The following is a 24,909-nucleotide window of genomic DNA, read 5'->3' as shown; positions in this document are numbered from 1 at the left end:
CTGCCAGAAAGCGACCTTTCACCATTCGGGGCGGCATGACGAGATGAGCGACGTCATCCTTGCAACCCGCGGCCTCTCCCGCAGCTTCGGCGCCTTGCGCGCCGTCGACGACGTCACCTTCTCCATAGCGAATGGCGGGATCACCGGGCTCATCGGCCCGAATGGCGCCGGCAAAAGCACGCTCTTCGGCTTGATCGCAGGCGAGGTCAGGCCGAGCTCGGGAGAAATCACCTTTGCCGGCCGGCCGATTACGGGTTTTCGACCGGATCGGATCTTCCGCGAGGGGTTGGCCCGCACCTTCCAGATTCCGCGCCCCTTCCCGCAGATGACGGTGCTCGAAAACGTCATGCTGGCCCCCGTCGCGCAGGCCGGGGAGCGCTTCTGGAACAACTGGTTTCGGCCGTCGCTCGTTCGCGAGGAGGAGCGACGCTGCCGCGAGCGCGCCATGGAGGTGCTCGGCTTCACGGGGCTGGCCGCCAAGGCGCAGGACCCCGCGGGCGTGCTTTCGGGCGGTCAGCAGAAGCTGCTCGAACTTGCGCGGGTGATGATGGTGGAGCCGCGGCTGATCCTGCTCGATGAGCCGGCGGCCGGCGTCAATCCGGCGCTGCTGGAGACGCTGATCGAGAAGATCGTGGCACTGAACGCGAGGGGGATCGGCTTCCTCATCGTCGAGCACAACATGGACATGGTGATGCGGATCTGCGGATCGATCATCGTCATGGCGCAAGGGCAGCTGATTTTCTCGGGCAGTCCGCAGGACGTCGTCCGCGAACAGCGTGTGGTCGACGCCTATCTGGGCGATGTGACGGAGCTGGCGCTGTGAGCGGGCCGCTTCTCGTCACCCGCAACCTGCGCGCCAGCTATCGCCGCGGTCTGCCGATCGTCCACGACATTTCGGTCGATGTCGCCGCTGGCGAACTCGTCACCCTCGTCGGTCCCAACGGCGCCGGCAAGTCGACCTTCATGAAGGCGCTCGCCGGGCTCGTCATGATCGAAGGGGGCACCATCCATCTCGACGATCATGACATCACCGGACGATCGACCCACGCGATCATCGCGGCCGGTGTCGGCTTCGTACCCCAGACCGGCAATGTCTTCGCCACGCTTTCGATCGAGGACAATCTGATCGCAGGCGGGCACATCCTTCCCAAGGCACTGCTGCGCGAGCGGCTCGCGCGCGCCTTCGAGCGGTTCCCCGCGCTCGCCGGCCATCGGCGTTCGGCCGCCAACGTCCTGTCGGGCGGTCAACGCCAGATGCTGGCGGTGGCCCGCGCCCTGATGACCGAGCCGCGGCTGATCATGCTCGACGAGCCGACGGCGGGGCTTGCGCCGAAGATCGTCCAGGAGGTTCTGGCCGATCTGCGCGCGCTGGCGGATAGCGGCGTCGCCGTGCTGATGGTCGAACAGAATGCGAAAGCGGCTCTGCGCGTCTCCGACAGGGGCTACGTCCTGGTCGAGGGTCGCAACCACATGGCGGGTACCGCGCGCGATCTGCTCGATGACGCCGCGATCGCCGAAGCCTTCCTCGGATCCCGGAGAGCGCCATGATCGGCCAGGCGATTGTGGACGGCCTCCTGACAGGCGGCATTCTGGCGCTCGGCGCGATCGGCTATTCGCTGAGCGCGCAAATCCTCAAATTCGCGAACTTCGCCCATGCCGAGATGCTGACGGTCGGCGCCTATCTCGCGCTGGCACTGGTGAGCCTGATGGGAACGGCCGAGCCGATCGGCCCCCTGTCCTTCGGCCTGCCGCTGATCGCGGCGACGGTGCTCGCGGGCATCGGCACCGGGCTGGTCGCGATCGCGGTCGACAGGCTCGTCTTCAGCCGGCTGCGCTCGCGGGGGGCCGCGGCTCTCACGCTGGTCTTCGCCAGCTTCGGCGTCGCGCTGATGCTGCGTAATCTGGTCCTGCTGCTATGGGGACCGGACGCGCATTACTACAGCCAGGAGCTTCAGATCGCGGTCGAGATCCTGCCCGACGTCCGTCTGATGCCGGATCATGTCTTCGTGCTGGCCCTGACCTTCGTCCTCGTGCTCTCGCTGCACCTCTTCCTGCAGTCGAGCCGCGTCGGCATCGCGATGCGCGCGATGGCGGACAGCCCGGCGCTGTCGCAGGCCTGCGGCATCGATACGGCGAGTGTCATTCGCTGGACCTGGCTATTGGCCGGCATGCTGGCGGCCTGCGCCGGCGTCTTCACCGGACTCACCGTCCAGATCCGGCCGGAGCTCGGCTTCAACATGCTGCTCGCGGTCCTGACCGCGGCTGTGCTCGGCGGGTCCGGCAGCCTTTTCGGTGCCGTCGTCGGCGGGCTGATCGTCGGGCTGGCCGAGAGCCTCTCCGTTCTGGTCATTCCCGCAAGCTTCAAGCCTGCGGTGCCGTTCCTGCTGCTCCTGCTCGTGCTGTATCTCCGGCCGCAGGGGCTCTTCGCCAAGTCGACACGCGCGTGAGGGCGGAATGATCGGTCTGTTATCCTATCTCGTCTTTTTCACGAGCGTCGCGTTGATCTTCGCGGTGGTCGTGCTGGGTCTCAATTTGCAGTGGGGCTCCACCGGCCTCTTCAACGCCGGTATCGTCGGCTTCTATGCGATCGGCGCCTATGCCTTCGCCATCCTGACTGCGCCGCCACGCCCTGAGCTCATCGGCAACTTCGGGCTTCCCTGGCTGGTCGGGCTGGCAGGTGCGATGGTCGCCTCGGCCTTCGCAGCGCTGATCATCGGCCTGGCCACGCTCAAGCTGCGCGACGACTATCTCGCGATCGCGACCTTCGGCATCGCCTCGACGATCCAGCTCCTCGCCCTGAACGCCGAGCCGCTGACCGGCGGCGCGATGGGCATCGCATCGATCCCCAACCCCGCCCGCGGCCTGTCCGGCTCGCCCATCGTCAACAATCTCTGCTATCTCGGGCTGGTTCTGGTGATCGTCGCGCTGGTCTATGGCGGCCTGCAGAAGATCGTCGCGTCGCCTTGGGGGCGCGTGCTGAAGGCAATCCGAGAGGACGAGATCGCCGCGCAGACGCTCGGCAAGGATGTCAGCCTTTTCCGGCTCCAGGCCTTCGTGCTGGGGTCGATGCTGATGGGGCTCGGCGGCGCGCTCTATGTCGGCTTCGTCGGCTTCGTCAGCCCCTCCGACTTCATGCCGATCCTGACCTTCCAGATCTGGACGATGCTGATCATCGGCGGGAGCGGCAACAACAAGGGCGCGATCCTGGGCGCGATCCTGGTCTGGGCGCTATGGACCCTGATCGGCGCCGCGACAGCCCAGTTGGTTCCCGCGCAATATCAGGCCTATGGCGGCGCGCTCCAGTCTGTGGTCATCGGCCTCATCCTCGTGCTGACGCTGCTGCTGCGCCCTCGCGGCCTGATCGGCGAACGAAGCACGACGTCCCGTCACGCCGCCTGATGGAGGCCAGCCGCGACGCGATCGCGGCTCAGCTCCCTTTCTTGCGCTTCGGCGGTGAATTCTCGACCTCGTCGCGACACAGCCGGCGCAGGAGATCCTGCGTCGTCTCGATGTCGCCCTTCACCGCCTTGGCGGCCGCGCGCGCATCGCCGGCCTCGATCGCCGCCACGAGGTCGCGATGATGGGAGCTAGGCCTGTAGCTGTCGGACACGAGCAGGGGCTCGATATAGTTCGACAGCATGCGCATATAGGGGCCGAAGCGCAGCCAGAGCGTCTGGATGAACTGCACCACCACGGGCGAGCCGCAGCTGTCGTAGACGGCGAAGTGGAATTCCTGGTTCCGGCCGAGCATCTTGGCGAGGTTGCGCTCGGCCGTGGCGGCCTCATGCTCCAGCATCAGCGCGGCGAAGCGCTTGCGGTCTTCCGCCGTGCTGCGCTCGGTGGCGAGCTTCGCGGCAAGCGTCTCCAGCGCGATGCGCGTGAGGCACAGATCGTTCAGGCCGGCGAGGCTGACGGTAGGCACCTTGGCCGATCCGTTGGCGACCACGACGAGCGCATTCTCCGCGGTCAGGCGACGCAGTGCTTCGCGCACCGGCATGTGGCTCGTCTGGAACGTCTCCGCCAGAAAGGCGATCGTCAGCGTCTGCCCGGGTTCGAAATGTCCGGACATCAGTGCATGCCGCAGCTGCCTGTAGACTCCGTCCTGGATCGTCGAGCGCGACGAGACCGGCTCAAGGAAATCGATGGCCATTCCAGATCACTTTTTGATCAAACGATGCTTCGATTTGCAGCATAGGACGCTAGCCATGCCGGGACAAGCCGTCGCTTGGCTCCCGAGCGCGCGAAGGCTCGCTTCGCTGCGTTCGGATTAGAGATGAAAGCCAAAGTCGAACGGCGACTCTCGCGCACAAAACCGCATAAATATCAGGCTGATATCATACTTCCAGAGGGTGCGTGGCGGCCGCTTTACCCCATGGCGTTTGTGTGCTCTTATGATCAAATGATGCAAGATCATCTCTGGTAACCCGACGCGTCCGGAGGGCCGTCGGGAAGCCGTTTCGACCAAGGCATAAAAGAGGGGAAAGCCATGTCGAGCATAATCAGGAGCCTGCTGCTCGCCTGCGCGGTAGGCGCTGCCGGGTCAGCGCTGGCGCCGTCGCAGGTTCTGGCTCAGAGCGTGTCCTGCCCGGTCAAGATCGGCGGCGTCCTGTCGCTCACAGGATCGATGGGAGCGGTGGGCAAGAACATCGCCAACAGCGCCCAACTCGCCGTGCAGCACATCAATGCCGGCGGCGGCGTCAAGGGATGCCAGGTGCAGCTTGTGCTGCGGGACGATCAGGGGCAGCCCAATGTCGGCGTCGACGCCGCCAAGTTCCTCGTGGAGGTCGAGCGGGTCGCGGCGCTGACCGCGGCGATCTCCAGCGGCGTCACCATTCCCGTCCTGACCTCGGTTGCGGTGCCGTCCAAGATTCCGCAGATCGCCTGCTGCTCGTCCGCGCCGATCCTCACGACGATGGCGCAGGAGGGGAAGACCGGCGGCTTCTTCTTCCGAACCTTTCCGACTGTGAAGAACCTCGCTTACCCGCCGGCGAAAATCGCGGCCGAGCGCGGCTGGAAGCGCATCGCGATGATCTACGTCAACACCGATTACGGCACGAGCCTGGTCAAGGACTTCACGCGCGCGACCGAGGCGTTCGGAGGCAAGGTGGTCAAGACCGTCGGCTTCAACGAGAACCAGGCCTCCTACCGGGCCGAGGTCGCCTCCGCGCTTGCCGAGAAGCCGGATGCGATGTTCCTCGTCGCCTTCCCGCAGGATGGCGCAACGATCGCGCGCGAATGGATATCGCTCGGCGGCACGCAGAACCTGATCCTCAACAACGCCCTGCGCAGCCCGGACTTCGTCAAGGCGGTCGGCGAGAAATACCTCGCCAAGGCGTTCGGCACGGACAATGCCTCGGCCGCTGGACCTTCCGTCAACGTCTTCAAAGAAGCCTTCGAGGCCGAGTTCAAGGCGAGCGCGGCCGGCCCAGGCATCTACAATATCTACGACGCGGTGATGGTGCTGGGCCTCGCGATGAACATCGCTCCGGACCTCTCGGGAACCTCCATCCGCGACGCGATCCGCAAGAGCCATGTGGCGGGGGGAGAAGCGGTCTCGACCGGTCCTGCCGAGTTCAAGAAGGCGCTCGCGCTGATCGCGAAGGGCGCGCCGATCAAGTATTTCGGGGCGACCGGGCCGGTTGAGTTCGACGCTAACGGCGACGTCAGCGGTCCGGCCCTGGCCTGGCGTGTCGAGGGCTCCAATCTCGTCATCGACCGCAGCTTCTCGACCGAAGACATGCAGAAGCTGTTCAAGCAGATCGATGGCTGACACATAGGGGGCTAGGTTCCGGACGGACCCGGGCCGTGCTCGCGGCCCGGGCCGACCGGCTGAGAGGGCCATGACGAACTACACGCTGTCGCATTGGGGGCTCTACGAAGTCGAGCCGCGGACCGGGACCGATCCCGCCATCGCTCCGTTCCGGCGCGATCCCGACCCGAACCCGATCGGCCTGCACCAACTCGATCCCGCATTGAAGCGCCTGCGGGTGCGGCGGCCAGCGATCCGTGAAAGCTGGCTGCGCGATGGACCTGGCGCGTCACCGGAACGACGCGGGCAGGACGCTTTTGTCGAGGTCCCCTGGGACGAGGCGCTCGACCTCGTCGCCTGCGAAATCGAGCGTGTCCGCAAGCGTTTCGGCAACAGCGCGATCTTCGGCGGTTCCTATGGCTGGTCGAGCGCGGGGCGTTTCCACCATGCGCAGAGCCAGGTGCACCGCTTCCTCAACGCCGCCGGCGGCTATGTCCGACATGTCGACTCCTACAGCCTCGGCGCCGCTAACGTGGTGCTGCCACACATCGTCGCCAGCATGGACGAGCTCATGGCGAGCCATACCTCCTGGGAGGTGATGGCTGAGCATACCGAGCTCTTCGTCACCTTCGGCGGGGTGCCGGTGAAGAATGCGCAGATGAACGCCGGCGGCGTCGCGCTGCACGGCGTGGCGCATGGTCTCGCCATGATGCGCGAGGCCGGCGTGCAATTCGTCAATATCGGCCCCGTCCGCGACAATATCGGCGCAGCGCAGGCGGGAGCCGAATGGCTTCCGTGCAGGCCGAACACCGACACGGCCGTGATGCTCGCGCTCGGCTTCGTCCTGTTCTCGGAGGGCCTCGTCGATCACGACTTCCTCGAGCGCTTCTGCGTCGGTTTCCACGCCTTTGCGTCCTATCTGACGGGAGCCTCCGACGGCATCGCCAAGACTCCCGAATGGGCGCAGGCGATCAGTGGCGTGCCGGCGGCGACGATTACCGCGCTGGCGCGGCGCATGGCCGCGTCGCGGACCATGCTCAACGTCTCCTGGTCGATGCAGCGCGCCAGCCATGGCGAGCAGCCGTTCTGGGCGGTGATCTCGCTGGCAGCCATGCTCGGGCAGATCGGTCGCCCCGGCGGCGGCTTCGGCCTCGGCTACGGCGCCGCCAATCTGGTGGGCAGCGCGCATGCCAGGGTGAAGGGGCCGACACTCTCGCAAGGACGCCCCGGCATTCCCGACTTCATTCCCGTCGCGCGGATCGCCGACATGCTGCTCGGGCCGGGTGAACCCTTCACCTATGACGGTGGGAGCTTCGCCTATCCCGACATCCGCCTGATCTACTGGGCGGGAGGCAATCCCTTCCACCATCATCAGGATCTCAACCGCCTGAGGCGGGCCTGGCAAAAGCCGGAGACGATCGTGGTCAACGAGCAGTACTGGACCGCGACGGCCAAGCGCGCCGATATTGTCCTGCCCGCCACGACGACACTCGAGCGCGACGATATCGGCTCCGCGACACTGGAAGCCTTTCTCGTGGCGATGAAGCGCGCCGTGCCTCCCGAGAACGAAGCCCGCGACGATTACGATATCTTCGCGGCGCTCTCCGCCCGGCTGGGTTGCGCCGAAACCTTCACCGAAAACCTCGACACGATGGGTTGGCTGCGTCGCCTCTATGACGAAAGCCGCAAGATCAATCAGGGGCGTAACATCACGCTGCCCGAGTTCGAGAGCTTCTGGCGAACGGGGCTCGTCGATCTGACGGCGCATGATCGCCCGGCGACGATGCTCGCGGCCTTCGTTGCCGATCCGGAGCGCAACCCGCTGGGAACGCCGTCCGGCCGCATCGAGATCCACTCGCGGCGGGTTGCCGGCTTTGGATTGCCCGATTGTCCGGGCCACGCGGTTTGGCGGGAACCCACAGAGTGGTTGGGCGCCGATAAAGCGAAGCGTTTCCCCTTGCATCTGCTGACCGATCAACCGGCGCGGCGGCTGCACAGCCAGCTCGACGCGAGCCCCCATAGCCGCGCCGGCAAGATCGCCGGGCGCGAGCCAGTCTATCTGAACCCGGCCGACGCGGCCGCCCGCGGCATAGCCGAAGGGCAAGTGGTCGAGCTGTTCAACGATCGCGGACGCTGCCTGGCCGGGGCGATCCTGAGCGACGAGATCATGCCGGGCGTCGCGCGCCTCTGCACCGGCGCCTGGTACGACCCTGATCCTGCGACGGGGCTCGACCGGCACGGCAACCCGAACGTGCTGACGCTCGACGAGCCGGCCTCCACCCTGTCCCAGGGCTGCAGCGCGCAAAGCTGCCTCGTCGAGATCGCTCCCTGGACGGGGGAGCTTCCCCCTGTCACCGCCTTCGATCTGCCGGAGTTCACGACGCGATGACGCCAGCGAGGCGATACGATCCGGCGACGCCACAATACCGAAGGACGGTCTGGTGGAGCACGGCCGCACCGCGACCGAACACCAGCACGCTCGCGGCGGATATCACCGCGGATATCGCGGTCATCGGTGCCGGCTTTACCGGCCTGACCGCGGCGCTGCATCTTGCCAGGACAGGCGCCAGGTTGGTCGTGCTGGAGGCGGATGCGATCGGCTCGGGGGCCAGCGGCCTCAACGCCGGGTTCGTCGTCCCGAACTTCGCCAAGGCCGATCCGGCCGCCGTCATCGCGCGGCTTGGACGGGAGCGTGGAGAGCACCTCCTCACCATGATCGGCGCCGGTGCCGACCGGGTTTTCGCGACGATCCGCGACCACGATATCGCCTGCAACGCGGAGCAGGTCGGCTGGATGCAAGTCGCCCATTCGCCTGGGACGGCGGAGATGCTCTCGCGCCGTGCCGAAGCCTGGCAGGAACTCGGCAGGCCGGTCGTCATGCTGGACGAGGCGAGCGCGCGCGGTCGTTCCGGGCTGCAGCATTGCGCCGGCGCCCTGTTCGACGCGAGCGGCGGCATGCTCCATCCCCTGAACTATGCCTATGGCCTCGCTGGTGCGGTGATCGCCGCCGGGGGGCATATCCATGAGGGCTGCCCGGTGGACAGCGTCGAGCGTTCGGGAAGCGGTTGGCGCCTCGTCTGCGGGGGACGCAAGGTTCAAGCCGGTCAGGTGCTGCTCTGCACCAATGCCTTCGAGCAGGGCGTGGCGCGCCGCCTCGGCCGGTCGACCGTGCCGCTCACGGTCTATCAGGTCGCTACGCAGCCGCTCGACGAGGAGACCGTCCGCAGGATTTCGCCCCGCCGGAATCCCATCGCTGATACGCGCGCGAACCTCCTGACCTACCGTCTCGACCGCGACAACCGCCTGATCAGCGGCGGCATGGCGATGCTGCCGGTCAGGGCCGAAGAGCGCATGGCGCGCATGATCGTCGCGCGCCTCCGGCGCGAACTCGCCCTGCCGGAAAGGCCCGAGGCCGCTTTCGTCTGGCGCGGCACCGCGGCGATGACGACCGATTTCCTGCCGCATCTCTACGAGTTTGGGCCGGGTTTCCTCGGTGGGATCGGCTGCAACGGGCGCGGTATCGCACTGACCGCCATGCTCGGCGAGGTCATGGCCGCAGCCGCGGGAGGCACCCGCCTCCAGGATCTGCCGATTGGATTGGCGCATCCGGGGGGCATTCCCTTGCGCACGCTCGCCGTGGCCGCTCCGTCCTTCGCGATCGCGCAGGCGCGCTGGCAGGACAAGCAAGCGGGGCTTTGACGATGCTGATCCTCGATGGAATGGACGTTCGCGCCGCGCTCACGATGGAGGATTGCATCGGGGCGGTGCGCGAGGCGCTGCAAACCTTCGCGCGCGGAGAGTGCGAACAGTTTCCACGCCTCCAGCTCAAGCCGGGGACGGACGCGCCGCTGATGGGGCTGATGCCGGCGTTTCGGGGCGGCGACGCGCCGGTCTGGTGCCTGAAGGACGTGCTGGTCGCGTCGGGCAATCGCGCGCGCGGCCTCGACAGTCATCAGGGCGCCATCCTGCTTCATGACGGGACGACGGGCGAACCGCTGGCGCTCGTCGACGCGACGGCGATCACCGCCTTGCGAACGGCGGCAACCAGCGCGGTCGCGACGCTGGCCCTGGCGCGCCCGGACGCCCTGAGGATCGCGATCCTCGGAAGCGGAACGCAGGCTCGGGCCCATATCGAAGCCTTGCGCTTCGCCCTGCCGCGGGCCGAGATCGTCATCTGGGCCCGCTCTCCCGAGCAGGCCGAGCAGCTGGCCGGGGAAACCGGGTGCCGCCTGGCCTCGAGCATCGAAGGCGCTGTTGTCGAGGCCGACATCATCTGCACGGTCACGGGCGCCCGCGAGCCCCTGCTGCGGCTCGATTGGCTCAAGGCAGGTTGCCACGTCAACGCCGTCGGCGCGAGTTCGCCCCAGGCGCGTGAGCTCGGCTCGGACATCGTCTCGTCGGCCGAGTTCTTCGTGGATTCGCGGGCGCAGGCGATGGTCGAGTGCGGTGAATTGCTGCTGCCGATGCGAGAAGAGGTGATCGGCGAGGATCACGTCCGCGCCGAGATCGGCGAGGTTCTGGTCGGTTCCCGGCCCGGCCGGTCCGGCCCCGACGCGCTCACGGTCTTCAAATCCCTCGGCATGGCTGTCGAGGACATGGCGGCGGCCGTTTGCGCCCTTCGCAAGGCGCAGGCTTCGGGAATCGGGCAACAAATCCGCTGGCGGGCCGGCTGATTGTCAGCGGGCGAGGTTGGCGAGGAGCTTGTGCAGGGTCGCGGCAAAGGCCGCGAACTCCGCCTCGTCGACGCCCTCCATCAGGTCCGCATGCATGGTCAGCATCGTCGGCCAGAACTGCTGGAAGAAGGCAGCCCCGGCAGCGGTGATGGCGATGCTGCGCACGCGCCCGTCCTGTTCATGAATCTGGCGGCTGACGAAGCCTTGCCTCTCCAGCGCGTCGAGCGTGCGACTCATGGTCGATTGCTCGGTCGCGGCATACTGGGCGAGTTCGTTCACCGTCAGGGACGGGTAGATGCTCAGGACCGCGAGCGCACGCATCTTGGTGGTGGTCAGCCCGAACCCGCGGACGGCCTGGAGCATGCGCGCATTCCACAGCATCGCGGTGCGATTGATCAGATAGGGCGCGAAATTCTCCAGCCCGAATTCCCCGATGGTCGGAGGACGGTGCCGGGTCGCGTCGCCGGTGGCGGCCCGCCGGGAAGCGGGCCGCGGAACGCTCTTGCGTTTGACGTCACTGGCCAAGAAATCGGGTCCGCATGCTCAAGCTTAACGGCATAGGTACCGGAGTTTCCGGCGCAGGCAACCCCGGCACTCAGCCCGCCGGGGTCAGCGCCAGAACGCGCACCGGGCTACCCGTTCCGCCGACGATCTTCAAAGGCGCCACCAGCAGGAGCGATCCCTTCGGTGGCAGCTTGTCGAGATGACAGAGGCTGGCCAGCCCATATTTGCCCTGGCCGAGCATCAGCGCATGCGCGGGGAAAGGCGGCTCGAAAGCGGCGGCACCGCCAGCGTCGGTGCCCACGCATTCGCTGCCGAAGCCGATCGCACCCCGCGACAGGAGAAGCTCGATGCAGTCGACGCTCGGACCAGGCGAATGCGGGCCGTTTTCGTCCGCATTGAGGAACGCCTGGGCATTCGTGTTGCGGTGGTGCCAATCCGAGCGCATCAGCACCCAGGAACCGGGCTCGATCTCGCCATGCTCGGCTTCCCAGGCCCGCACGCCAGCGGCCGTCAGCAGGAAGTCGGGATCTTCCGCGACGGCGCGGCTGCAATCGATCACCACGGCGGGTGCCACGAAATCGCGCGGCGGCAGCTTGTCCGTCGTGTTGTCCGGCCGATCCTTGCCGGAGATCCAGTGACTGGGTGCGTCGAAATGCGTGCCGGTATGCTCGCCGAGCTCCATCCAGCCCCAGGCCCACCAGGGACCGTTGCCGTCATAGGCCGAGATCTCGTGCATCTTGAAATGCGGCGTGTTCTTGCCGAACTGGGGCGGCAGATAGAGCACCGGCGTGTCCGGCCCGAGCGGCGCGGTGAGATCCACCACCGATATGGCGCCCGACGCGATGGCCGTGGCGACGCCCGAGATCAGCGCCGAAGCGTTCATGTCAGCATCCCCTTTTTCTGTCTTGCAGCCGACAGCATGCAGGCCACCGGGCGATTGTCGCCGATAAATATGATAATGCAAATAAATTCGATGACACGATGCAGAATGGCGCGTTTATCTCCTTGGGAGGCGATCTGCCTGTCACGTTTCCTGACCCCTTTGAGGCCGATAGCGCCGAGGTACCGGCATGCCGATGCGCATAAAGGTACCAATTGACAGTCGACGGTGCTTATTAGATGAACGTGCATATAAATATTCGATAGCGCGATAAGGGGAGCGCCATGGCCGAACGGTCCTTCGCGAAGGAAGTGCAGGATCTGCGCCTGACGGAAGGGGAAATCTTCCGCGGCGAAGGTATCCTCGCTCTGACCAAGGCCTTGCTGCAGTCCGGTGTGGCCTATGTCGCCGGTTATCAGGGTTCGCCGATCTCGCATCTGATGGATGTGCTCGCGGACGCCAAGGATGTCCTCGACGAGCTCGGCGTTCATTTCGAGTCATCCGCCTCGGAAGCGGCCGCCGCAGCGACGCTCTCGGCATCGGTGATGTACCCGCTGCGCGGCGCGGTGACGTGGAAATCGACGGCGGGCACCAATGTCGCCTCCGACGCGCTGACCAATCTCGCCTCCAGCGGCGTCAATGGCGGTGCGCTGATCATTCTCGGCGAAGACTATGGCGAGGGCTCCTCGATCCCGCAGGAGCGCAGCCACGCCTTCGCGATGAAATCGCAGATCTGGCTGCTGGATCCGCGCCCCAATCTCGAATCCATCGTCAAGTCGGTGGAAGACGGCTTCGCCCTGTCGGAGGCGTCGCATACGCCGGTCATGCTGCAGGTGCGGATTCGTGCCTGCCATGTCCATGGCCATTTCGTCGCCAAGGCGAACAAGCCGCCACCCTTCCCGCTGCGGGAGGCCCTGGAACAGCCGCGGCGCGACGTCGACCGCGTCGTGCTGCCGCCGGCCTCGATGCTCCAGGATCGGCAGAAGCTGCAGGAGCGCTGGCCCGCTGCCGTCGAGTACATCCGCACGCATCGGCTGAACGAGTTCTTCGGGCCGGCCGCAGGGGATGTCGGCATCATCCTGCAGGGCGGCATGTACAATTCCGTGATCCGCGCCCTGCAATATCTTGGCCTGGCCGACGCCTATGGCGAAACCGCCGTGCCGCTCTACGTGCTGAACGTGACCTATCCGCTGGTCGACGGGGAAGTCGCGGCGTTCTGCGCCGGCAAGCGCGCCGTGCTCATGGTCGAAGAAGGCCATCCCGCCTATCTGGAACAGGCCGTCGGCATGGTGTTGCGCCAGCACGGGCTATCCGCGACGCTTGCCGGCAAGGACGTGCTGCCGCTCGGCGGCGACTATACGGCGGCCGTGCTGACCAAGGGCATCGATACCTTTCTGGCCGCTCATGCCCGTCCGCTGTTGGGCAACCGGGCGCCACCGCCCAATGCCGATGCGGTCCTCATGACCCCCGAGGTCAAGGAACTGGCAACGGTCGTGCCGCCGCGCCCCGCCGGCTTCTGCATCGGCTGCCCCGAGCGGCCGATCTTCGCGGCGATGAAGCTCGTCGAGAAGGAGCTCGGTCCGCACCATATCTCGTCCGATATCGGTTGCCATCTCTTCTCGATCCTGCCGCCGTTCAATCTCGGCGGGACGACCATGGGCTACGGGCTCGCGGGCGCTTCTGCCTCCGCCTTCAACGTGCCGGCCGGCAAGAAGCCGATCTCGGTGCTCGGCGATGGCGGCTTCTGGCATAACGGCCTGACATCGAGCGTCGGCAATGCGGTTTTCAACAAGCAGGATCAGGTCATCCTGATCGTCGACAACTTCTATTCTGCGGCGACCGGCGGGCAGGACATCCTGTCGTCGCGCGCGACGAGCGACACGCGCTCGACCAAGCATTCGATCGTCCAGGCGGTGAAGGGGATCGGCGCGGGCTGGGTGCGCCAGATCGAGCGCACCTACGATGTCGGCCGGATGCGAGATACCTTGAAGGAGGCGCTCACCTCGACCGAACCGGGCCCGAAGGTCATCGTCGCCTCCTCGGAATGCATGCTGAACCGCCAGCGCCGCGAAAAGCCGCTGTTCAATCGCGCGGTGAAGGACGGCCGGCGCATGGTCAAGGAGCGCTTCGGGGTCGATGAGGACGTCTGCACCGGCGATCACGCCTGCATCCGCCTGTCCGGCTGCCCTTCGCTCTCGGTCAAGGAAACCGACGATCCGCTGAGGGACGATCCCGTGGCGTCGATCGACAATAGCTGCGTCGGCTGCGGCAATTGCGGCGAGGTCGCCGAGGCGGCGGTGCTTTGCCCCTCCTTCTACCGCGCCGAGATCATCCACAACCCGTCCTTGCGCGACCGGCTGCTCTCCCGGGTTCGGAGCGCTGTGATCGGCTTCCTGCAGCGCCGGCGCGACCGTCGCCGCATCGTTTTCGGTTGAACCGCCATGACCGACATCGCTTCCCCCGCCGCAGCCGGCGAACGGCATGAACGGCCGATTTCGATCGCGATCCTCGCCATGGGCGGCCAGGGCGGCGGCGTGCTCTGCGACTGGATCGTCGACCTGGCCGAGCGGCAAGGCTGGGTCGCGCAATCCACCTCGGTTCCAGGCGTCGCCCAGCGGACCGGTGCGACGATCTATTACATAGAAATGCTCCCGGCGCGCGCGGGGCGCCTGCCGGTGCTGTCGCTGACGCCGACGCCGGGCGACGTCGATGTGGTGATGGCGGCCGAGTTCATGGAAGCGGGCCGCTCGCTTCTGCGTGGCTTCGTAACGCCGGAGCGGACGACCTTGATCGCCTCGACCCATCGCTCCTTCGCCGTGGCGGAAAAGGAGAAGCCGGGCGGCGGGATCGCCGACCCCGGTACGGTGACGGCCGCGGTTGCCATAGCGGCGCAGCGCTCCGTTCTGTTCGACATGCAGGCGCTGGCGGAGCGCAATGGCAGCGTGATTTCGGCCGCTCTGTTCGGCGCGCTGGCCGGCGCGGCTGCATTGCCCTTTCCGCGCAGCGCCTTCGAGGAGGCGATACGCGCCGGGGGGAAGGGCGTCGAGCCCAGCCTGCGCGCCTTCGCGGCGGCGGCGGAGCGGGCGGCAGGACGAACGATCGAATTGCCGCAGCCTGTCGGAAAAACGCTGCTGCCGCCTCCACGCAGCGTCGGAGCCCCGAAACTTGATGCACTGCTCGGCCGGCTCCATGACGGGTTTCCCGAGCCGTTGCACCCGATCCTCTTCGCCGGCTTGCGGCGCTGCGTCGATTACCAGGATACGGCCTATGGAGCCGAATATCTGGCGGAACTATCGCGATTGCTTGAGCGGGACCGCGCGGCCGGTGGCGCTGAAAAGGCCTATGCGTTCGCGGCGGCTGCGGCCAAGTATCTCGCCGCCGCGATGAGCTATGACGACGTCATCCGGGTTGCCGATCTGAAGACCCGCCCCGCTCGCTTCGCCCGGATCGATCGCGAGACCGGGCGCAAGCCCGACCAGGTCCTCTACATGACCGAGTTCATGCATCCGCGCATCGAGGAGATCGTGGGCTCCTTGCCCGCTGCCCTCGGCCGCAGCATGGAAAAGCGCCCCGGCCTGCTACGCCGTCTGGGGCGTCTGACCGATCGTGGACGGCGCGTACGCACCGGCACGGTCTCCTGGTTCCTGCTGCTCTATGGGATATCGGCCTTGCGTCCGGTTCGCCGCAGCCTACTGCGCCATCAGCGCGAAATGGAGCACATCCACGGGTGGCTGGAGCGCGCCGAGAAACTCATAAGCCAAGATTACGACCTCGCCGTCGAAGTGCTCGCAAGCAGGCGCCTGGTGAAAGGCTATTCGGATACTCACGCGAGGGGCTTGTCGAAGTTCGATCGCGTCCTCGCTGCCGTGCCGATGCTGTCCAGCCTGCCGGATGCGGCCGGTTGGCTGAACCGCTTGGTTCGCGCCGCGCTCGCCGACGAGGACGGGACGATGCTGGACGGAGCCTTGCGGACGATCGCGAATCTGCAGCCAGCTACGAACCCTTCGGCGACTTGACGAATTGGCAGGTGAAAGGCAGCGGTTCCCGTCGCGGTCCATCGCCTGTATCTGCCGAAGGTGGAACGCGACCAAAAATCGTTTGGCTGTGATGGGGCTTTCATCCGTCACAACGCCAATTTACCAGAGGGGGCACCGTGAGGATCGGATCACCGAAGGAAGTTCTGGCTGGCGAGGCGCGGGTTGCAATGACGCCCGAGAGCGCGCTGCAGCTCCAGAAGCTCGGCTATGATTGCTTGGTCGAGACCGGGGCGGGCGTCGCTGCGGGCTTCACCGACGATGCCTACCGCGCTGCTGGCGTGACGGTGGTCGAGACAGCCTCCGCACTCTGGGACGAGGCGGACGTGGTCGCCAAGGTGCGGCCGCCCGAGCCGGCGGAAGCCGAGCGCCTGAAGGCCGGCAAGACGCTGATATCGTTCTTCTATCCGGCGCAGAACAAGGAGCTGATGGAGCTCTGCAAGGACAAGGGCGCCAACGTCATCGCCATGGACATGGTGCCGCGCATCTCGCGCGCCCAGAAGATGGACGCCCTGTCCTCGATGGCCAACATTGCCGGCTATCGCGCCGTGATCGAGGCCGGCAACAATTTCGGCCGCTTCTTCACCGGCCAGATCACGGCCGCCGGCAAGGTGCCGCCGGCCAAGGTGCTGGTGGTGGGCGCGGGCGTCGCGGGCCTCGCCGCGATCGGCACGGCGACCGCGCTGGGCGCCGTGACCTATGCCTTCGACGTGCGCCCGGAGGTCTCCGAGCAGATCGAATCGATGGGCGCGCAGTTCGTCTTCCTCGACTTCAAGGGCCAGCAGCAGGATGGCGCCACGACCGGTGGCTACGCCGCGCCGTCGAGCCCCGAGTTCCGTGAGGCGCAGCTCAAGAAGTTCCGCGAGCTCGCTCCCGAGATCGACATCGTCATCACGACCGCGCTGATCCCCGGCCGAGATGCGCCGGTGCTGTGGACCAAGGACATGGTCGAGGCGATGAAGCCCGGCTCCGTCATCATCGATCTCGCCGCCGAGCGCGGCGGCAATTGCGAACTGACCAAGCCCGACCAGCGCACCGTTACCCCGAACGGCGTCGTCATCATCGGCTACACCGACTTCCCGAGCCGGATGGCAGCCCAGTCCTCGACGCTCTACGCGACGAATATCCGTCACATGATGACGGATCTGACGCCCGGCAAGGACGGTAAGCTCGTCCACAACATGGAGGACGACGTCATCCGCGGCGCGACGGTGACCTATCAGGGCGCCGTCACCTTCCCGCCGCCGCCGCCCAAGGTCGCCGCGATCGCGGCGCAGAAGCCGAAGGAGAAGGCCAAGGAGCCGACCCGCGAGGAGAAGCTCGCTCTGGAGGCGGCTGCCTTCAAGGCGCAGACCCGCTCGCAATTGACGCTGCTGACCGTCGGAACGGTCGTGATGCTGGTCGTCGGCGCCTATGCGCCGGCGAGCTTCATGAGCCATTTCATCGTGTTCGCGCTCTCCTGCTTCGTCGGCTTCCAGGTGATCTGGAACGTGTCGCATTCGCTGCATACGCCGCTGATGGCGGTCACCAACGCGATCTCCGGCATCATCGTGCTCGGCGCGCTCTTGCAGATCGGTTCCTCGGGCTGGCTCGTCACCATCCTGGCGATGGTCTCGGTACTGATCGCATCCATCAATATCGTAGGCGGCTTCCTGGTCACGCGCCGGATGCTCGCCATGTTCCAGAAGTCCTGAGGGGGGCTCTGAGGTGAGCATCGGTATCGTTTCCGCGGCCTATATCTCCGCCGCCATCCTCTTCATCCTGTCGCTCGGCGGCCTGTCCAATCAGGAGAGCGCCAAGCGTGCGGTCTGGTACGGCATCGTCGGCATGGCGCTGGCCATGGTCGCGACGGTCTTCGGGCCGGGCAGCGGCAAGCTCTGGCTCGTCATCATCATGTTCGCCATCGCGGCCGCCATCGGCTGGCAGGTGGCGATGAAGGTGCAGATGACCGAGATGCCGCAGCTGGTCGCGGCGCTGCACTCCTTCGTCGGCCTCGCAGCCGTGCTGATCGGCTTCAACGCCCATCTCGAGCTCGGTGCGGTCCAGGCGCTGGAGCCGGCCGCGCGTGAGGCGCTGACCGGCTTTGCCGCTGTGCTGGCGCACAAGACCGGGGTCGAGATCAGCATCCTGAAGGTCGAGGTCTTCCTCGGCGTCTTCATCGGCGCGGTCACCTTCACCGGCTCGATCGTCGCCTTCGGGAAGCTTGCCGGCAAGGTCGACGGCAAGGCCAAGAAGCTGCCGGGCGGTCATCTGTTGAACGCCGGTGCCGCCATCCTCTCGATCCTGCTGCTGATCCTCTATGTGAAGGGCGCCGGCATCTGGGCGCTCATCCTGATGACGCTGCTGGCCTTCTTCATCGGCTACCACCTGATCATGGGCATCGGCGGCGCCGACATGCCGGTCGTGGTCTCCATGCTGAACAGCTATTCGGGCTGGGCGGCGGCGGCGATCGGCTTCACGCTGGGCAACGATCTCCTGATCGTCGTCGGCGCGCTGGTCGGCTCGTCGGGCGCGATCCTGTCCTACATCATGTGCAAGGCGATGAACCGCTCCTTCATCTCGGTCATCCTCGGCGGCTTCGGCAACACCACCGGTCCGGCCCAGGCGATCGAGGGCGAGCAGATCGCGATCGACGTCGACGGCGTTGCGGCGGCGTTGAACGAGGCCGACAGCGTCATCATCGTGCCCGGCTACGGCATGGCGGTGGCGCAGGCCCAGCAATCGGTCTCGGAGCTGACGCGCAAGTTGCGCGCCGCCGGCAAGACCGTGCGCTTCGCGATCCATCCGGTCGCCGGGCGCCTGCCGGGCCACATGAACGTGCTGCTCGCCGAGGCGAAGGTGCCCTACGACATCGTCATGGAGATGGACGAGATCAACGAAGACTTCCCCGAGACGGACGTCGCGATCGTCATCGGCTCGAACGACATCGTCAATCCGGCGGCGCAGGAGGACCCGAACTCGCCGATCGCCGGCATGCCGGTGCTCGAGGTCTGGAAGGCGAAGCAGGTCTTCGTCTCCAAGCGCGGGCAGGGCACGGGCTATTCCGGCATCGAGAACCCGCTCTTCTACAAGGAGAACACGCGGATGTTCTACGGCGACGCCAAGGCGTCCGTCGACAAACTCCTCCCGCAGATCGCGTGAAGCGATCTGCGGTACCGGTTCGCGTCTCGCCTCCAACCGAAATTCAACGACGCACTGTTGAGCCCCGGCCTCGTGCTGGGGCTTGAATGCTGATGTACCGAGCCGAGCGGGCTTAAGCGTGTGACGATTTACGTGAATCGAGCATCGCTCTGCCATTCTGCTCGCACGCGCCTTCGCGAGACTATTAGAGCCAATCCCGACCGTGCCGCTCACGCCGTATTTCGATGGGCGCGCGGGGCAACCCATGTGCACAAGCCCTAGCTGTGGTGTAACCGTAATCTTGGTTGCAGCCGATTCTTTCGCTTAGTCCTGCAGTGGAGATACCGCCATCAAAGCGATTCTGGGCCAAACAGCGGTGACCGGAAGACCGTTCGATGTCGCGAGCTATGCGCTGCCGACCCATATGGTGATGCAGGTGACCGGGCTGGGCGCAGGCGAATTCCTCCATTCCTTCGGCGATACTCATCTCGATCAGGCCCCGCTGCAGCTTTCGCGCGAGTCCCGGGCGCTGCCGAAGCTCTCGCTCAATCCGGCAGTGTCGCGGCTCGAGCATTTCCAGTTCGGGGACGTGACGATCCCGGACTACGACTCCCACCCCACTATCAAGGCGCCGATCGCAGCATGACCCTCAACATCCGCTCCGCCCGCTCCGGCGAGGCCGGGCTCGTGCTCGCCTTCATCAAGGAACTGGCCGAATACGAGAAACTGCTGCACGAGGTCGTCGCGACCGAGGCGGAGATCGGCGAGGCGCTGTTCGGCGCGAATCCGAAGGTCTTCTGCGACATTGCCGAATGGGATGGCGAACCGGTCGGCTTCGCAGTCTGGTTCTACACCTATTCGACCTTCTCGGGCTGCCACGGCATCTGGCTGGAGGACCTCTACGTCCGGCCGGGACAGCGGGGGCGCGGCATCGGCAAGGGGCTGATCGCCGGCTTGGCACGTCGCTGCGTCGCAGAAAATCTGCCGCGCCTCGCCTGGTGGGTGCTGAACTGGAACGAGCCTTCGCGCGTTTTCTACCGGTCGATCGGCGCCAAGGCGCAGGACGAGTGGACGGTGAAGCGGCTGGAGGGCGAGGCGCTCAGGCGATTGGGCGCGGAGGGTTGAAGCCATGGAGAAGCGCCCGATCGTGGTGGTCGCGGCCGTTGCCGACAATGGCGTGATCGGCGACGACAACCGCCTGATCTGGCGGCTCAAGAAGGATCTGCAGCGGTTTCGCGGGCTGACGATGGGCCGCCCGGTGCTGATGGGGCGCAGGACCTTCCTCTCCATCGGCAAACCGCTGCCGGGGCGCGAGATCATCGTGCTGACCCGCGATCGGAGCTTCGCCCCGGACGGCGTCAGGGTCGCGCATTCGCTCGACGAGGCTCTGGCGACGGGGCAGGAGGTGGCAGCAGCGAGCGGCGCGGATTCCGTCACGGTCGCTGGCGGCGCTGAGGTTTATCGGCAGGCGCTGCCCTTCGCCGACCGGCTGGAGTTGACGCTGGTCCATGCCGAGCCGGCCGGAGACGCGCTTTTCCCCGATTGGGAGCGCGGCGCCTTCGAGGCCGGAGCAAACGAGCATCACCATGCCGATGCGGACAACGAGTATCCTTATACCTTCGTCACCTACCGCAGGCGCGGCTGATCGCCGCTTTCCGTTCACGATGAATGGCTTGCGCGGTTGACGAATCCGTGGCCCATGACCAACTCAGCCCAGCGTCTTCAGCCGAAGGCGCTGACAAGCGGCCGCTATTCGCCTATGGCTCGGCCTCGACAGAACGGAAGGGATCGGCTCGGGAATGCCTTGGAGCAATCAGAGCGGCGGTGGCAGCGGCGGGGGTGGACCCTGGGGCCAGCGCGGGGGTAGCGGTGGTGGCGGCCCATGGGGGGGCGGCTCAGGCGGAGGCAACGGCAATCCGCCCGATCTCGAGGAAATCCTGCGGCGCAGCCAAGATCGGCTGAAGAACCTGATACCGGGCGGCAATATCGGCGGGCGCGGGCTCGTGCTCGGCCTTCTGGTGCTCGTGCTGATCTGGCTCGGGTCCGGCATTTATTTCGTGCGGCCCAACGAGGTCGGCCTCAACGTCGTCTTCGGGCGCTTCGCCGGCAAGACGGGCGAGGGCGCCAACTGGAACTGGCCCTATCCGATCGGCAGCGTGATCAAGCCGCAGGTGACGAACGTCATCACCACGGAGGTTGGCTTCCGCACGGTCGAATCGGTGCGTACCTCGCGCCAGACCGACGTCATCGAAGAGAGCCTGATGCTCACCGGTGACGAGAACATCGTCGACATCGATTTCATCGTGCAGTGGCAGATCGATCCCGCCGCGCCCGAGAACTACGTCTTCAACATCCAGGATCCGCCGGGTACGGTGAAGGCCGTGGCCGAGAGCGCGATGCGCGAGATCATCGGCCGCCGCAACATCCAGCCGGTGCTGACCACTGACCGTGGCGCGATCGAGACCGAGGTGCGCCAGCTGATGCAGGAGACGCTCAACGGCTACAATGCGGGCGTGCAGATTCGTCTCGTCCAGCTCCAGAAGGTCGATCCGCCGCAGCAGGTCATCGACGCCTTCCGCGACGTCCAGGCGGCGCGCGCCGACCAGGAGCGCCTGCGCAACGAGGCGCAGACCTATGCCAACCGCGTCGTGCCGGAGTCGCGTGGCCGGGCGGCCCAGCTCGTCCAGTCGGCGGAAGCCTTCAAGGAACAGACCGTTGCCGAGGCGCGCGGTCAGGCGAGCCGCTTCAACGCGGTTTACGAGCAATACAAGAATGCTCCGGGCGTGACGCGCGAGCGTCTCTTCCTGGAGACGATGGAACGCGTGATGGGCGGGACTGACAAGATCATCCTCGACAACCCCGCGGGTGGGCAGGGCGTGGTGCCTTATCTGCCGCTCGACCAGCTCAATGCGGGCCGACAGGCCCAGGGCTCCCGTCTGCAGGGAGGGGCCAACCGATGAACGGTTCCTACCTTCGCGCGGCGCTGCTGGTCGTCGTCGCCGCCGTCGCAGTCGTGTTTTATGCCTGCACCTTCGTGGTCTCGCAGACGCAGTCGGCGATCGTGCTCCGGCTCGGCGCGGTGCGTGCCGTCAAGACTGCGCCCGGCCTCTACTTCAAGTGGTTCGCGCCGATCGAGACGGTGACGCTGCTCGACAACCGCATCCTCGATCTCGACCTGCCGGCGCAGGAAATCATCGCCTCGGACCAGAAGCGTCTCGTGGTGGATGCTTTCTCGCGCTATCGCATCTCCGATCCGCTGCGCTTCTACCAGGCGGTCAACAACATCCCTCGTGCGAACTCGCAGCTCGCCTCGATCGTGAACGGCAATGTCCGCTCGGTGCTGGCGGAAGCGACCTTCACCTCGGTGGTGCGCACCGAACGCTCGCGGCTGATGAACCGCATCCGCGACGACGTGAACCGTGAGGCGGCGCGCTTCGGCATGACGGTGGTCGATGTTCGGCTCCGGCGCGTCGACCTGCCGGCGGCGAACTCGGCGGCGGTGTTCCAGCGGATGCAGACCGAACGTCAGCGCGAGGCCGCGGAAGCCCGCGCGCTCGGCGGCCAGCAATCGCAGGAGATCAAGGCGCGGGCCGAAAGGGACGCCACCGTCATCGTCGCCGAGGCGCAGCAGCGCTCGGATGTGATCCGGGGCGAGGGCGAGGCCGAACGCAACAAGGTCTTCGCCGAAGCCTTCGGCAAGGATCCGGAGTTCTTCTCCTTCTACCGCTCGATGCAGGCCTATGAGGCCAGCATCAAGCCAGGAGACACCCGGATGGTGCTGACGCCGGATTCACCGTTCTTCCGTTACTTCAACGGTCCGAACGCGCAGCGTCAGGATGGTCAGGCGGGAGCTCCGGCGACGCCTGCCACGCCTGCACCGGCCCGGCCCTGATCATGGCGAGCGACGCGGATGCTTGATTTCGTCGCGGCGCTCGGCCTGGTCTTCGCTATCGAGGGCATCCTTTTCGCGGCGATCCCGCATCTGGCGAAGGATGCCCTGCGAAGCGCGGCGGAAACCCCGCCGGATCGGATGCGGCTCATCGGCCTCGGCTCGGCGGTGCTGGGTGTGTTCCTGGTATGGTTCGCGCGTGGTAGCTGGTAGAATGACGGCATAGGGCACGCGATCGTGTTCACTGACATGATCGTGTGTCGCCCTTCCGCCGCATTTTGGAGTTCAATCAACGCGCGCGCCTGCCTGGATCGATCGGCCCGCATCTTTCCGTCATGAGGATTCATATGGCATCGAAATCCGTTCCCGCAGTCCGGTCCGTCCGCATCGCTCTCGCTGCCGGCGTCGCTGGCCTCGCGTTGCTGGCGTCGCCGGTTCTGACGCCGGGGCACGCGCAGGCCAACACTCCGTTGCTGCAAGGGCAATCTTCCCTTGCCGATCTCGTCGACAAGGTCATGCCGGCGGTGGTCAACATCTCGGCTGTCACCACCAACGACACGAAGGGCCGCAACCTGCCGCAGCTGCCTCAGCTCGGCCCGGACACCCCCTTCGGCGACCTGTTCGAGGAATTCTTCAACCGCCGCAACCAGCAGGGCGAGCGCCAGGCGCCGCAGCAGCGCCGCTCGCAATCGGCCGGTTCCGGTTTCGTGGTCGATCCGTCGGGCATCGTCGTCACCAACAACCACGTCATCGGTGATGCCAACGAGATCACGGTGATCTTCAACGACGGGCTCAGGCTCAAGGCCGAGGTCATCGGCAAGGACACCAAGGTCGACCTCGCCGTGCTGCGCGTGAAGCACGACAAGCCGCTGCCGGCCGTCAAGTTCGGCGATTCCGACAAAATGCGGATCGGCGACCCGGTGATGGCGATCGGCAACCCGTTCGGCCTCGGCGGCTCGGTTTCCTCGGGCATCGTTTCCGCCCGCAACCGCGACATCAGCCAGGGCCCGTACGACACCTATATCCAGACCGATGCGGCCATCAACAAGGGCAATTCAGGCGGCCCGCTGTTCAACATGGCGGGCGAGGTCATCGGTATCAACACGGCGATCCTGTCGCCGACCGGCGGCTCGGTCGGCATCGGTTTTGCTGTGCCCTCGACGCTGGCGACCAATGTCGTCGACCAGCTCAAGGAGTTCGGTGAGACGCGGCGCGGCTGGCTCGGCGTGCGCATCCAGACCGTCGATGACGCGACCGCCGAAGCGCTCGGCCTGGGCACGGCGCGTGGCGCGCTCGTCGCTGGCGTCGACGACAAGGGCCCGGCCAAGCCCGCCGGGATCGAGACCGGCGACGTCATCGTCAAGTTCGACGGCAAGGACGTGAAGGATTCGCGCGACCTGCCGCGCATCGTCGCGGCGACGCCGGTGGGCAAGGATGTGCCGATCGCAGTGATCCGCAAGGGCAAGGAAGAGGTCAGGACGGTCAAGCTGGGCCGCCTCGAGGATGGCGAGAAGGTCCAGGCGGCGTCGGCGAACAAGCCGGCCGCCGAGGCGCCCAAGCCGGCAGTGACGAGCGCGCTCGGCCTCGAGCTCTCGGCGCAGACCGATGAGCTGCGCAAGCGCTACTCGATCAAGGACGGCCTCAAGGGCGTGCTCATCACCAAGGTCGACGCCAACTCGAACGCCGCCGACAAGCGCATCCTCGTCGGCGAACTGATCGTCGAGGTCGGCCAGGAGCCGGTGAACGCTCCGCAGGACGTGACCAAGCGACTCGACACCCTCAAGAAGGAGGGCAAAAAGTCCGCCCTCCTGCTCGTCTCCAACGGCCAGGGCGAGGTCCGCTTCGTTGCCGTCTCGATGAACTGAGATACCTCGTCGGTCGTCTCTGCCGACATGGCGATCTGCTGGTTGGAAAGGAGCCCTTCACAGGGCTCCTTTTTTGTTGACGTAAGGGCGGTTGACAGATCGATCGGTTGCATTAATCATCTATAGGTTGCATTTCTTGCCTGGATGTGCTGCATGCCCGATGAGCGGCCCCCAGCAGAAACTCCTGTGCCGCCG

Annotated in this window: 22 protein-coding genes; 19 read left to right on the top strand and 3 right to left on the bottom strand. The window is 66.1% G+C overall.

Going from position 1 to position 24,909, the window contains the following annotated elements; genetic code table 11:
• The first annotated feature begins 43 nt into the window (after window positions 1–43).
• From AB4Z10_RS06870 to AB4Z10_RS06855, 4 genes are read left to right on the top strand one after another with little or no spacing between them, the layout of a single operon-like run.
• Window positions 44–823 carry an ABC transporter ATP-binding protein gene (locus AB4Z10_RS06870; protein ID WP_441469642.1) on the top strand — a complete coding sequence of 260 codons (780 nt, stop codon included), beginning with the start codon at window positions 44–46 and terminating at the stop codon, window positions 821–823.
• Window positions 820–1,548 carry an ABC transporter ATP-binding protein gene (locus AB4Z10_RS06865; protein ID WP_441469641.1) on the top strand — a complete coding sequence of 243 codons (729 nt, stop codon included), beginning with the start codon at window positions 820–822 and terminating at the stop codon, window positions 1,546–1,548. Before AB4Z10_RS06870 ends, AB4Z10_RS06865 begins: the two co-directional genes overlap by 4 nt.
• Window positions 1,545–2,447, top strand: coding sequence for a branched-chain amino acid ABC transporter permease (locus AB4Z10_RS06860; RefSeq protein ID WP_441469640.1), 903 nt, complete (start codon window positions 1,545–1,547; stop codon window positions 2,445–2,447). Before AB4Z10_RS06865 ends, AB4Z10_RS06860 begins: the two co-directional genes overlap by 4 nt.
• Window positions 2,448–2,454: 7 nt before the next feature.
• Window positions 2,455–3,399 (top strand): branched-chain amino acid ABC transporter permease, encoded by a 945-nt coding sequence (locus tag AB4Z10_RS06855; RefSeq protein WP_441469639.1) that lies wholly within the window; start codon window positions 2,455–2,457, stop codon window positions 3,397–3,399.
• Between the two features lie 28 nt (window positions 3,400–3,427).
• Here the strand turns inward: AB4Z10_RS06855 and AB4Z10_RS06850 are convergent, their stop codons facing one another.
• Window positions 3,428–4,150 carry a GntR family transcriptional regulator gene (locus tag AB4Z10_RS06850; protein ID WP_441469638.1) on the bottom strand — a complete coding sequence of 241 codons (723 nt, stop codon included), beginning with the start codon at window positions 4,148–4,150 and terminating at the stop codon, window positions 3,428–3,430.
• 336 nt (window positions 4,151–4,486) lie between these two features.
• Here AB4Z10_RS06850 and AB4Z10_RS06845 point away from each other — a divergent pair, with 336 nt between their 5' ends.
• The 4 genes from AB4Z10_RS06845 (at window position 4,487) to AB4Z10_RS06830 (ending at window position 10,422) form a co-directional block, all read left to right on the top strand.
• Window positions 4,487–5,770: an ABC transporter substrate-binding protein gene (locus AB4Z10_RS06845; RefSeq protein WP_441469637.1), complete on the top strand. Its 1,284-nt coding sequence runs from the start codon at window positions 4,487–4,489 to the stop codon at window positions 5,768–5,770.
• 70 nt (window positions 5,771–5,840) lie between these two features.
• A complete protein-coding gene (locus AB4Z10_RS06840) occupies window positions 5,841–8,138 on the top strand; it encodes a molybdopterin guanine dinucleotide-containing S/N-oxide reductase (RefSeq protein ID WP_441469636.1) in 2,298 nt (765 codons plus the stop codon).
• On the top strand, window positions 8,135–9,448 hold the full coding sequence (locus AB4Z10_RS06835) for an NAD(P)/FAD-dependent oxidoreductase (RefSeq protein ID WP_441469635.1): 1,314 nt from the start codon (window positions 8,135–8,137) through the stop codon (window positions 9,446–9,448). The genes AB4Z10_RS06840 and AB4Z10_RS06835 overlap by 4 nt, the downstream gene beginning before the upstream one ends.
• A 2-nt stretch (window positions 9,449–9,450) precedes the next feature.
• Window positions 9,451–10,422 carry an ornithine cyclodeaminase family protein gene (locus AB4Z10_RS06830; RefSeq protein WP_441469634.1) on the top strand — a complete coding sequence of 324 codons (972 nt, stop codon included), beginning with the start codon at window positions 9,451–9,453 and terminating at the stop codon, window positions 10,420–10,422.
• 3 nt (window positions 10,423–10,425) lie between these two features.
• Here AB4Z10_RS06830 and AB4Z10_RS06825 read toward each other — a convergent pair whose 3' ends face one another.
• Both AB4Z10_RS06825 and AB4Z10_RS06820 read right to left on the bottom strand, forming a co-directional pair.
• Window positions 10,426–10,947: a MarR family winged helix-turn-helix transcriptional regulator gene (locus AB4Z10_RS06825; RefSeq protein WP_441469633.1), complete on the bottom strand. Its 522-nt coding sequence runs from the start codon at window positions 10,945–10,947 to the stop codon at window positions 10,426–10,428.
• Window positions 10,948–11,017: 70 nt separating this feature from the next.
• Window positions 11,018–11,809 carry a cyclase family protein gene (locus AB4Z10_RS06820; RefSeq protein ID WP_441469632.1) on the bottom strand — a complete coding sequence of 264 codons (792 nt, stop codon included), beginning with the start codon at window positions 11,807–11,809 and terminating at the stop codon, window positions 11,018–11,020.
• A gap of 281 nt (window positions 11,810–12,090) precedes the next feature.
• Between AB4Z10_RS06820 and AB4Z10_RS06815 the strand changes: the two genes are divergently transcribed.
• From AB4Z10_RS06815 to AB4Z10_RS06765, 11 genes are all read left to right on the top strand, one after another.
• A complete protein-coding gene (locus AB4Z10_RS06815) occupies window positions 12,091–14,241 on the top strand; it encodes a thiamine pyrophosphate-dependent enzyme (protein ID WP_441469631.1) in 2,151 nt (716 codons plus the stop codon).
• 6 nt (window positions 14,242–14,247) lie between these two features.
• Window positions 14,248–15,822, top strand: coding sequence for an indolepyruvate oxidoreductase subunit beta family protein (locus AB4Z10_RS06810; protein WP_441469630.1), 1,575 nt, complete (start codon window positions 14,248–14,250; stop codon window positions 15,820–15,822).
• A gap of 137 nt (window positions 15,823–15,959) precedes the next feature.
• The gene (locus AB4Z10_RS06805) at window positions 15,960–17,534 is read left to right on the top strand and encodes a Re/Si-specific NAD(P)(+) transhydrogenase subunit alpha (RefSeq protein WP_441469629.1); all 1,575 of its coding nucleotides are present in this window, start codon (window positions 15,960–15,962) and stop codon (window positions 17,532–17,534) included.
• Between the two features lie 13 nt (window positions 17,535–17,547).
• Window positions 17,548–18,981, top strand: coding sequence for a Re/Si-specific NAD(P)(+) transhydrogenase subunit beta (gene pntB, locus AB4Z10_RS06800; RefSeq protein WP_441469628.1), 1,434 nt, complete (start codon window positions 17,548–17,550; stop codon window positions 18,979–18,981).
• Window positions 18,982–19,336: 355 nt separating this feature from the next.
• Window positions 19,337–19,606, top strand: a complete 270-nt coding sequence (locus tag AB4Z10_RS06795; protein WP_441469627.1) for a thymidylate synthase — start codon at window positions 19,337–19,339, stop codon at window positions 19,604–19,606.
• Entirely contained in the window at window positions 19,603–20,085 is a 483-nt protein-coding gene (locus AB4Z10_RS06790; RefSeq protein ID WP_441469626.1) for a GNAT family N-acetyltransferase, read from the top strand. Before AB4Z10_RS06795 ends, AB4Z10_RS06790 begins: the two co-directional genes overlap by 4 nt.
• A gap of 4 nt (window positions 20,086–20,089) precedes the next feature.
• Window positions 20,090–20,605: a dihydrofolate reductase gene (locus AB4Z10_RS06785; RefSeq protein ID WP_441469625.1), complete on the top strand. Its 516-nt coding sequence runs from the start codon at window positions 20,090–20,092 to the stop codon at window positions 20,603–20,605.
• 154 nt (window positions 20,606–20,759) lie between these two features.
• On the top strand, window positions 20,760–21,920 hold the full coding sequence (gene hflK / locus AB4Z10_RS06780; RefSeq protein ID WP_441469624.1) for an FtsH protease activity modulator HflK: 1,161 nt from the start codon (window positions 20,760–20,762) through the stop codon (window positions 21,918–21,920).
• Window positions 21,917–22,852, top strand: coding sequence for a protease modulator HflC (gene hflC, locus AB4Z10_RS06775; RefSeq protein WP_441469623.1), 936 nt, complete (start codon window positions 21,917–21,919; stop codon window positions 22,850–22,852). The genes hflK and hflC overlap by 4 nt, the downstream gene beginning before the upstream one ends.
• Before the next feature lie 18 nt (window positions 22,853–22,870).
• On the top strand, window positions 22,871–23,062 hold the full coding sequence (locus AB4Z10_RS06770; RefSeq protein WP_400506061.1) for a DUF2065 domain-containing protein: 192 nt from the start codon (window positions 22,871–22,873) through the stop codon (window positions 23,060–23,062).
• Window positions 23,063–23,196: 134 nt separating this feature from the next.
• Complete coding sequence (locus AB4Z10_RS06765) at window positions 23,197–24,714, top strand: DegQ family serine endoprotease (RefSeq protein WP_441469622.1); 1,518 nt, start codon at window positions 23,197–23,199, stop codon at window positions 24,712–24,714.
• The last annotated feature ends 195 nt before the right edge of the window (window positions 24,715–24,909 follow it).

Source organism: Allobosea sp. RAF48 (genome assembly GCF_052114025.1).
Taxonomy (GTDB): Bacteria; Pseudomonadota; Alphaproteobacteria; order Rhizobiales; family Beijerinckiaceae; genus Allobosea.
This window is presented reverse-complemented; position numbering and strand designations above follow the sequence as displayed.

Coding starts and splice junctions, on each gene's coding strand:
- AB4Z10_RS06870 (WP_441469642.1), top strand. CDS start 44: ATGAGCGACGTCATCCTTGCAACCCGCGGCCTCTCCCGCAGCTTCGGC.
- AB4Z10_RS06860 (WP_441469640.1), top strand. CDS start 1,545: ATGATCGGCCAGGCGATTGTGGACGGCCTCCTGACAGGCGGCATTCTG.
- AB4Z10_RS06855 (WP_441469639.1), top strand. CDS start 2,455: ATGATCGGTCTGTTATCCTATCTCGTCTTTTTCACGAGCGTCGCGTTG.
- AB4Z10_RS06850 (WP_441469638.1), bottom strand. CDS start 4,150: ATGGCCATCGATTTCCTTGAGCCGGTCTCGTCGCGCTCGACGATCCAG.
- AB4Z10_RS06845 (WP_441469637.1), top strand. CDS start 4,487: ATGTCGAGCATAATCAGGAGCCTGCTGCTCGCCTGCGCGGTAGGCGCT.
- AB4Z10_RS06840 (WP_441469636.1), top strand. CDS start 5,841: ATGACGAACTACACGCTGTCGCATTGGGGGCTCTACGAAGTCGAGCCG.
- AB4Z10_RS06835 (WP_441469635.1), top strand. CDS start 8,135: ATGACGCCAGCGAGGCGATACGATCCGGCGACGCCACAATACCGAAGG.
- AB4Z10_RS06830 (WP_441469634.1), top strand. CDS start 9,451: ATGCTGATCCTCGATGGAATGGACGTTCGCGCCGCGCTCACGATGGAG.
- AB4Z10_RS06820 (WP_441469632.1), bottom strand. CDS start 11,809: ATGAACGCTTCGGCGCTGATCTCGGGCGTCGCCACGGCCATCGCGTCG.
- AB4Z10_RS06815 (WP_441469631.1), top strand. CDS start 12,091: ATGGCCGAACGGTCCTTCGCGAAGGAAGTGCAGGATCTGCGCCTGACG.
- AB4Z10_RS06810 (WP_441469630.1), top strand. CDS start 14,248: ATGACCGACATCGCTTCCCCCGCCGCAGCCGGCGAACGGCATGAACGG.
- AB4Z10_RS06790 (WP_441469626.1), top strand. CDS start 19,603: ATGACCCTCAACATCCGCTCCGCCCGCTCCGGCGAGGCCGGGCTCGTG.
- AB4Z10_RS06785 (WP_441469625.1), top strand. CDS start 20,090: ATGGAGAAGCGCCCGATCGTGGTGGTCGCGGCCGTTGCCGACAATGGC.
- hflK (WP_441469624.1), top strand. CDS start 20,760: ATGCCTTGGAGCAATCAGAGCGGCGGTGGCAGCGGCGGGGGTGGACCC.
- hflC (WP_441469623.1), top strand. CDS start 21,917: ATGAACGGTTCCTACCTTCGCGCGGCGCTGCTGGTCGTCGTCGCCGCC.
- AB4Z10_RS06770 (WP_400506061.1), top strand. CDS start 22,871: ATGCTTGATTTCGTCGCGGCGCTCGGCCTGGTCTTCGCTATCGAGGGC.
- AB4Z10_RS06765 (WP_441469622.1), top strand. CDS start 23,197: ATGGCATCGAAATCCGTTCCCGCAGTCCGGTCCGTCCGCATCGCTCTC.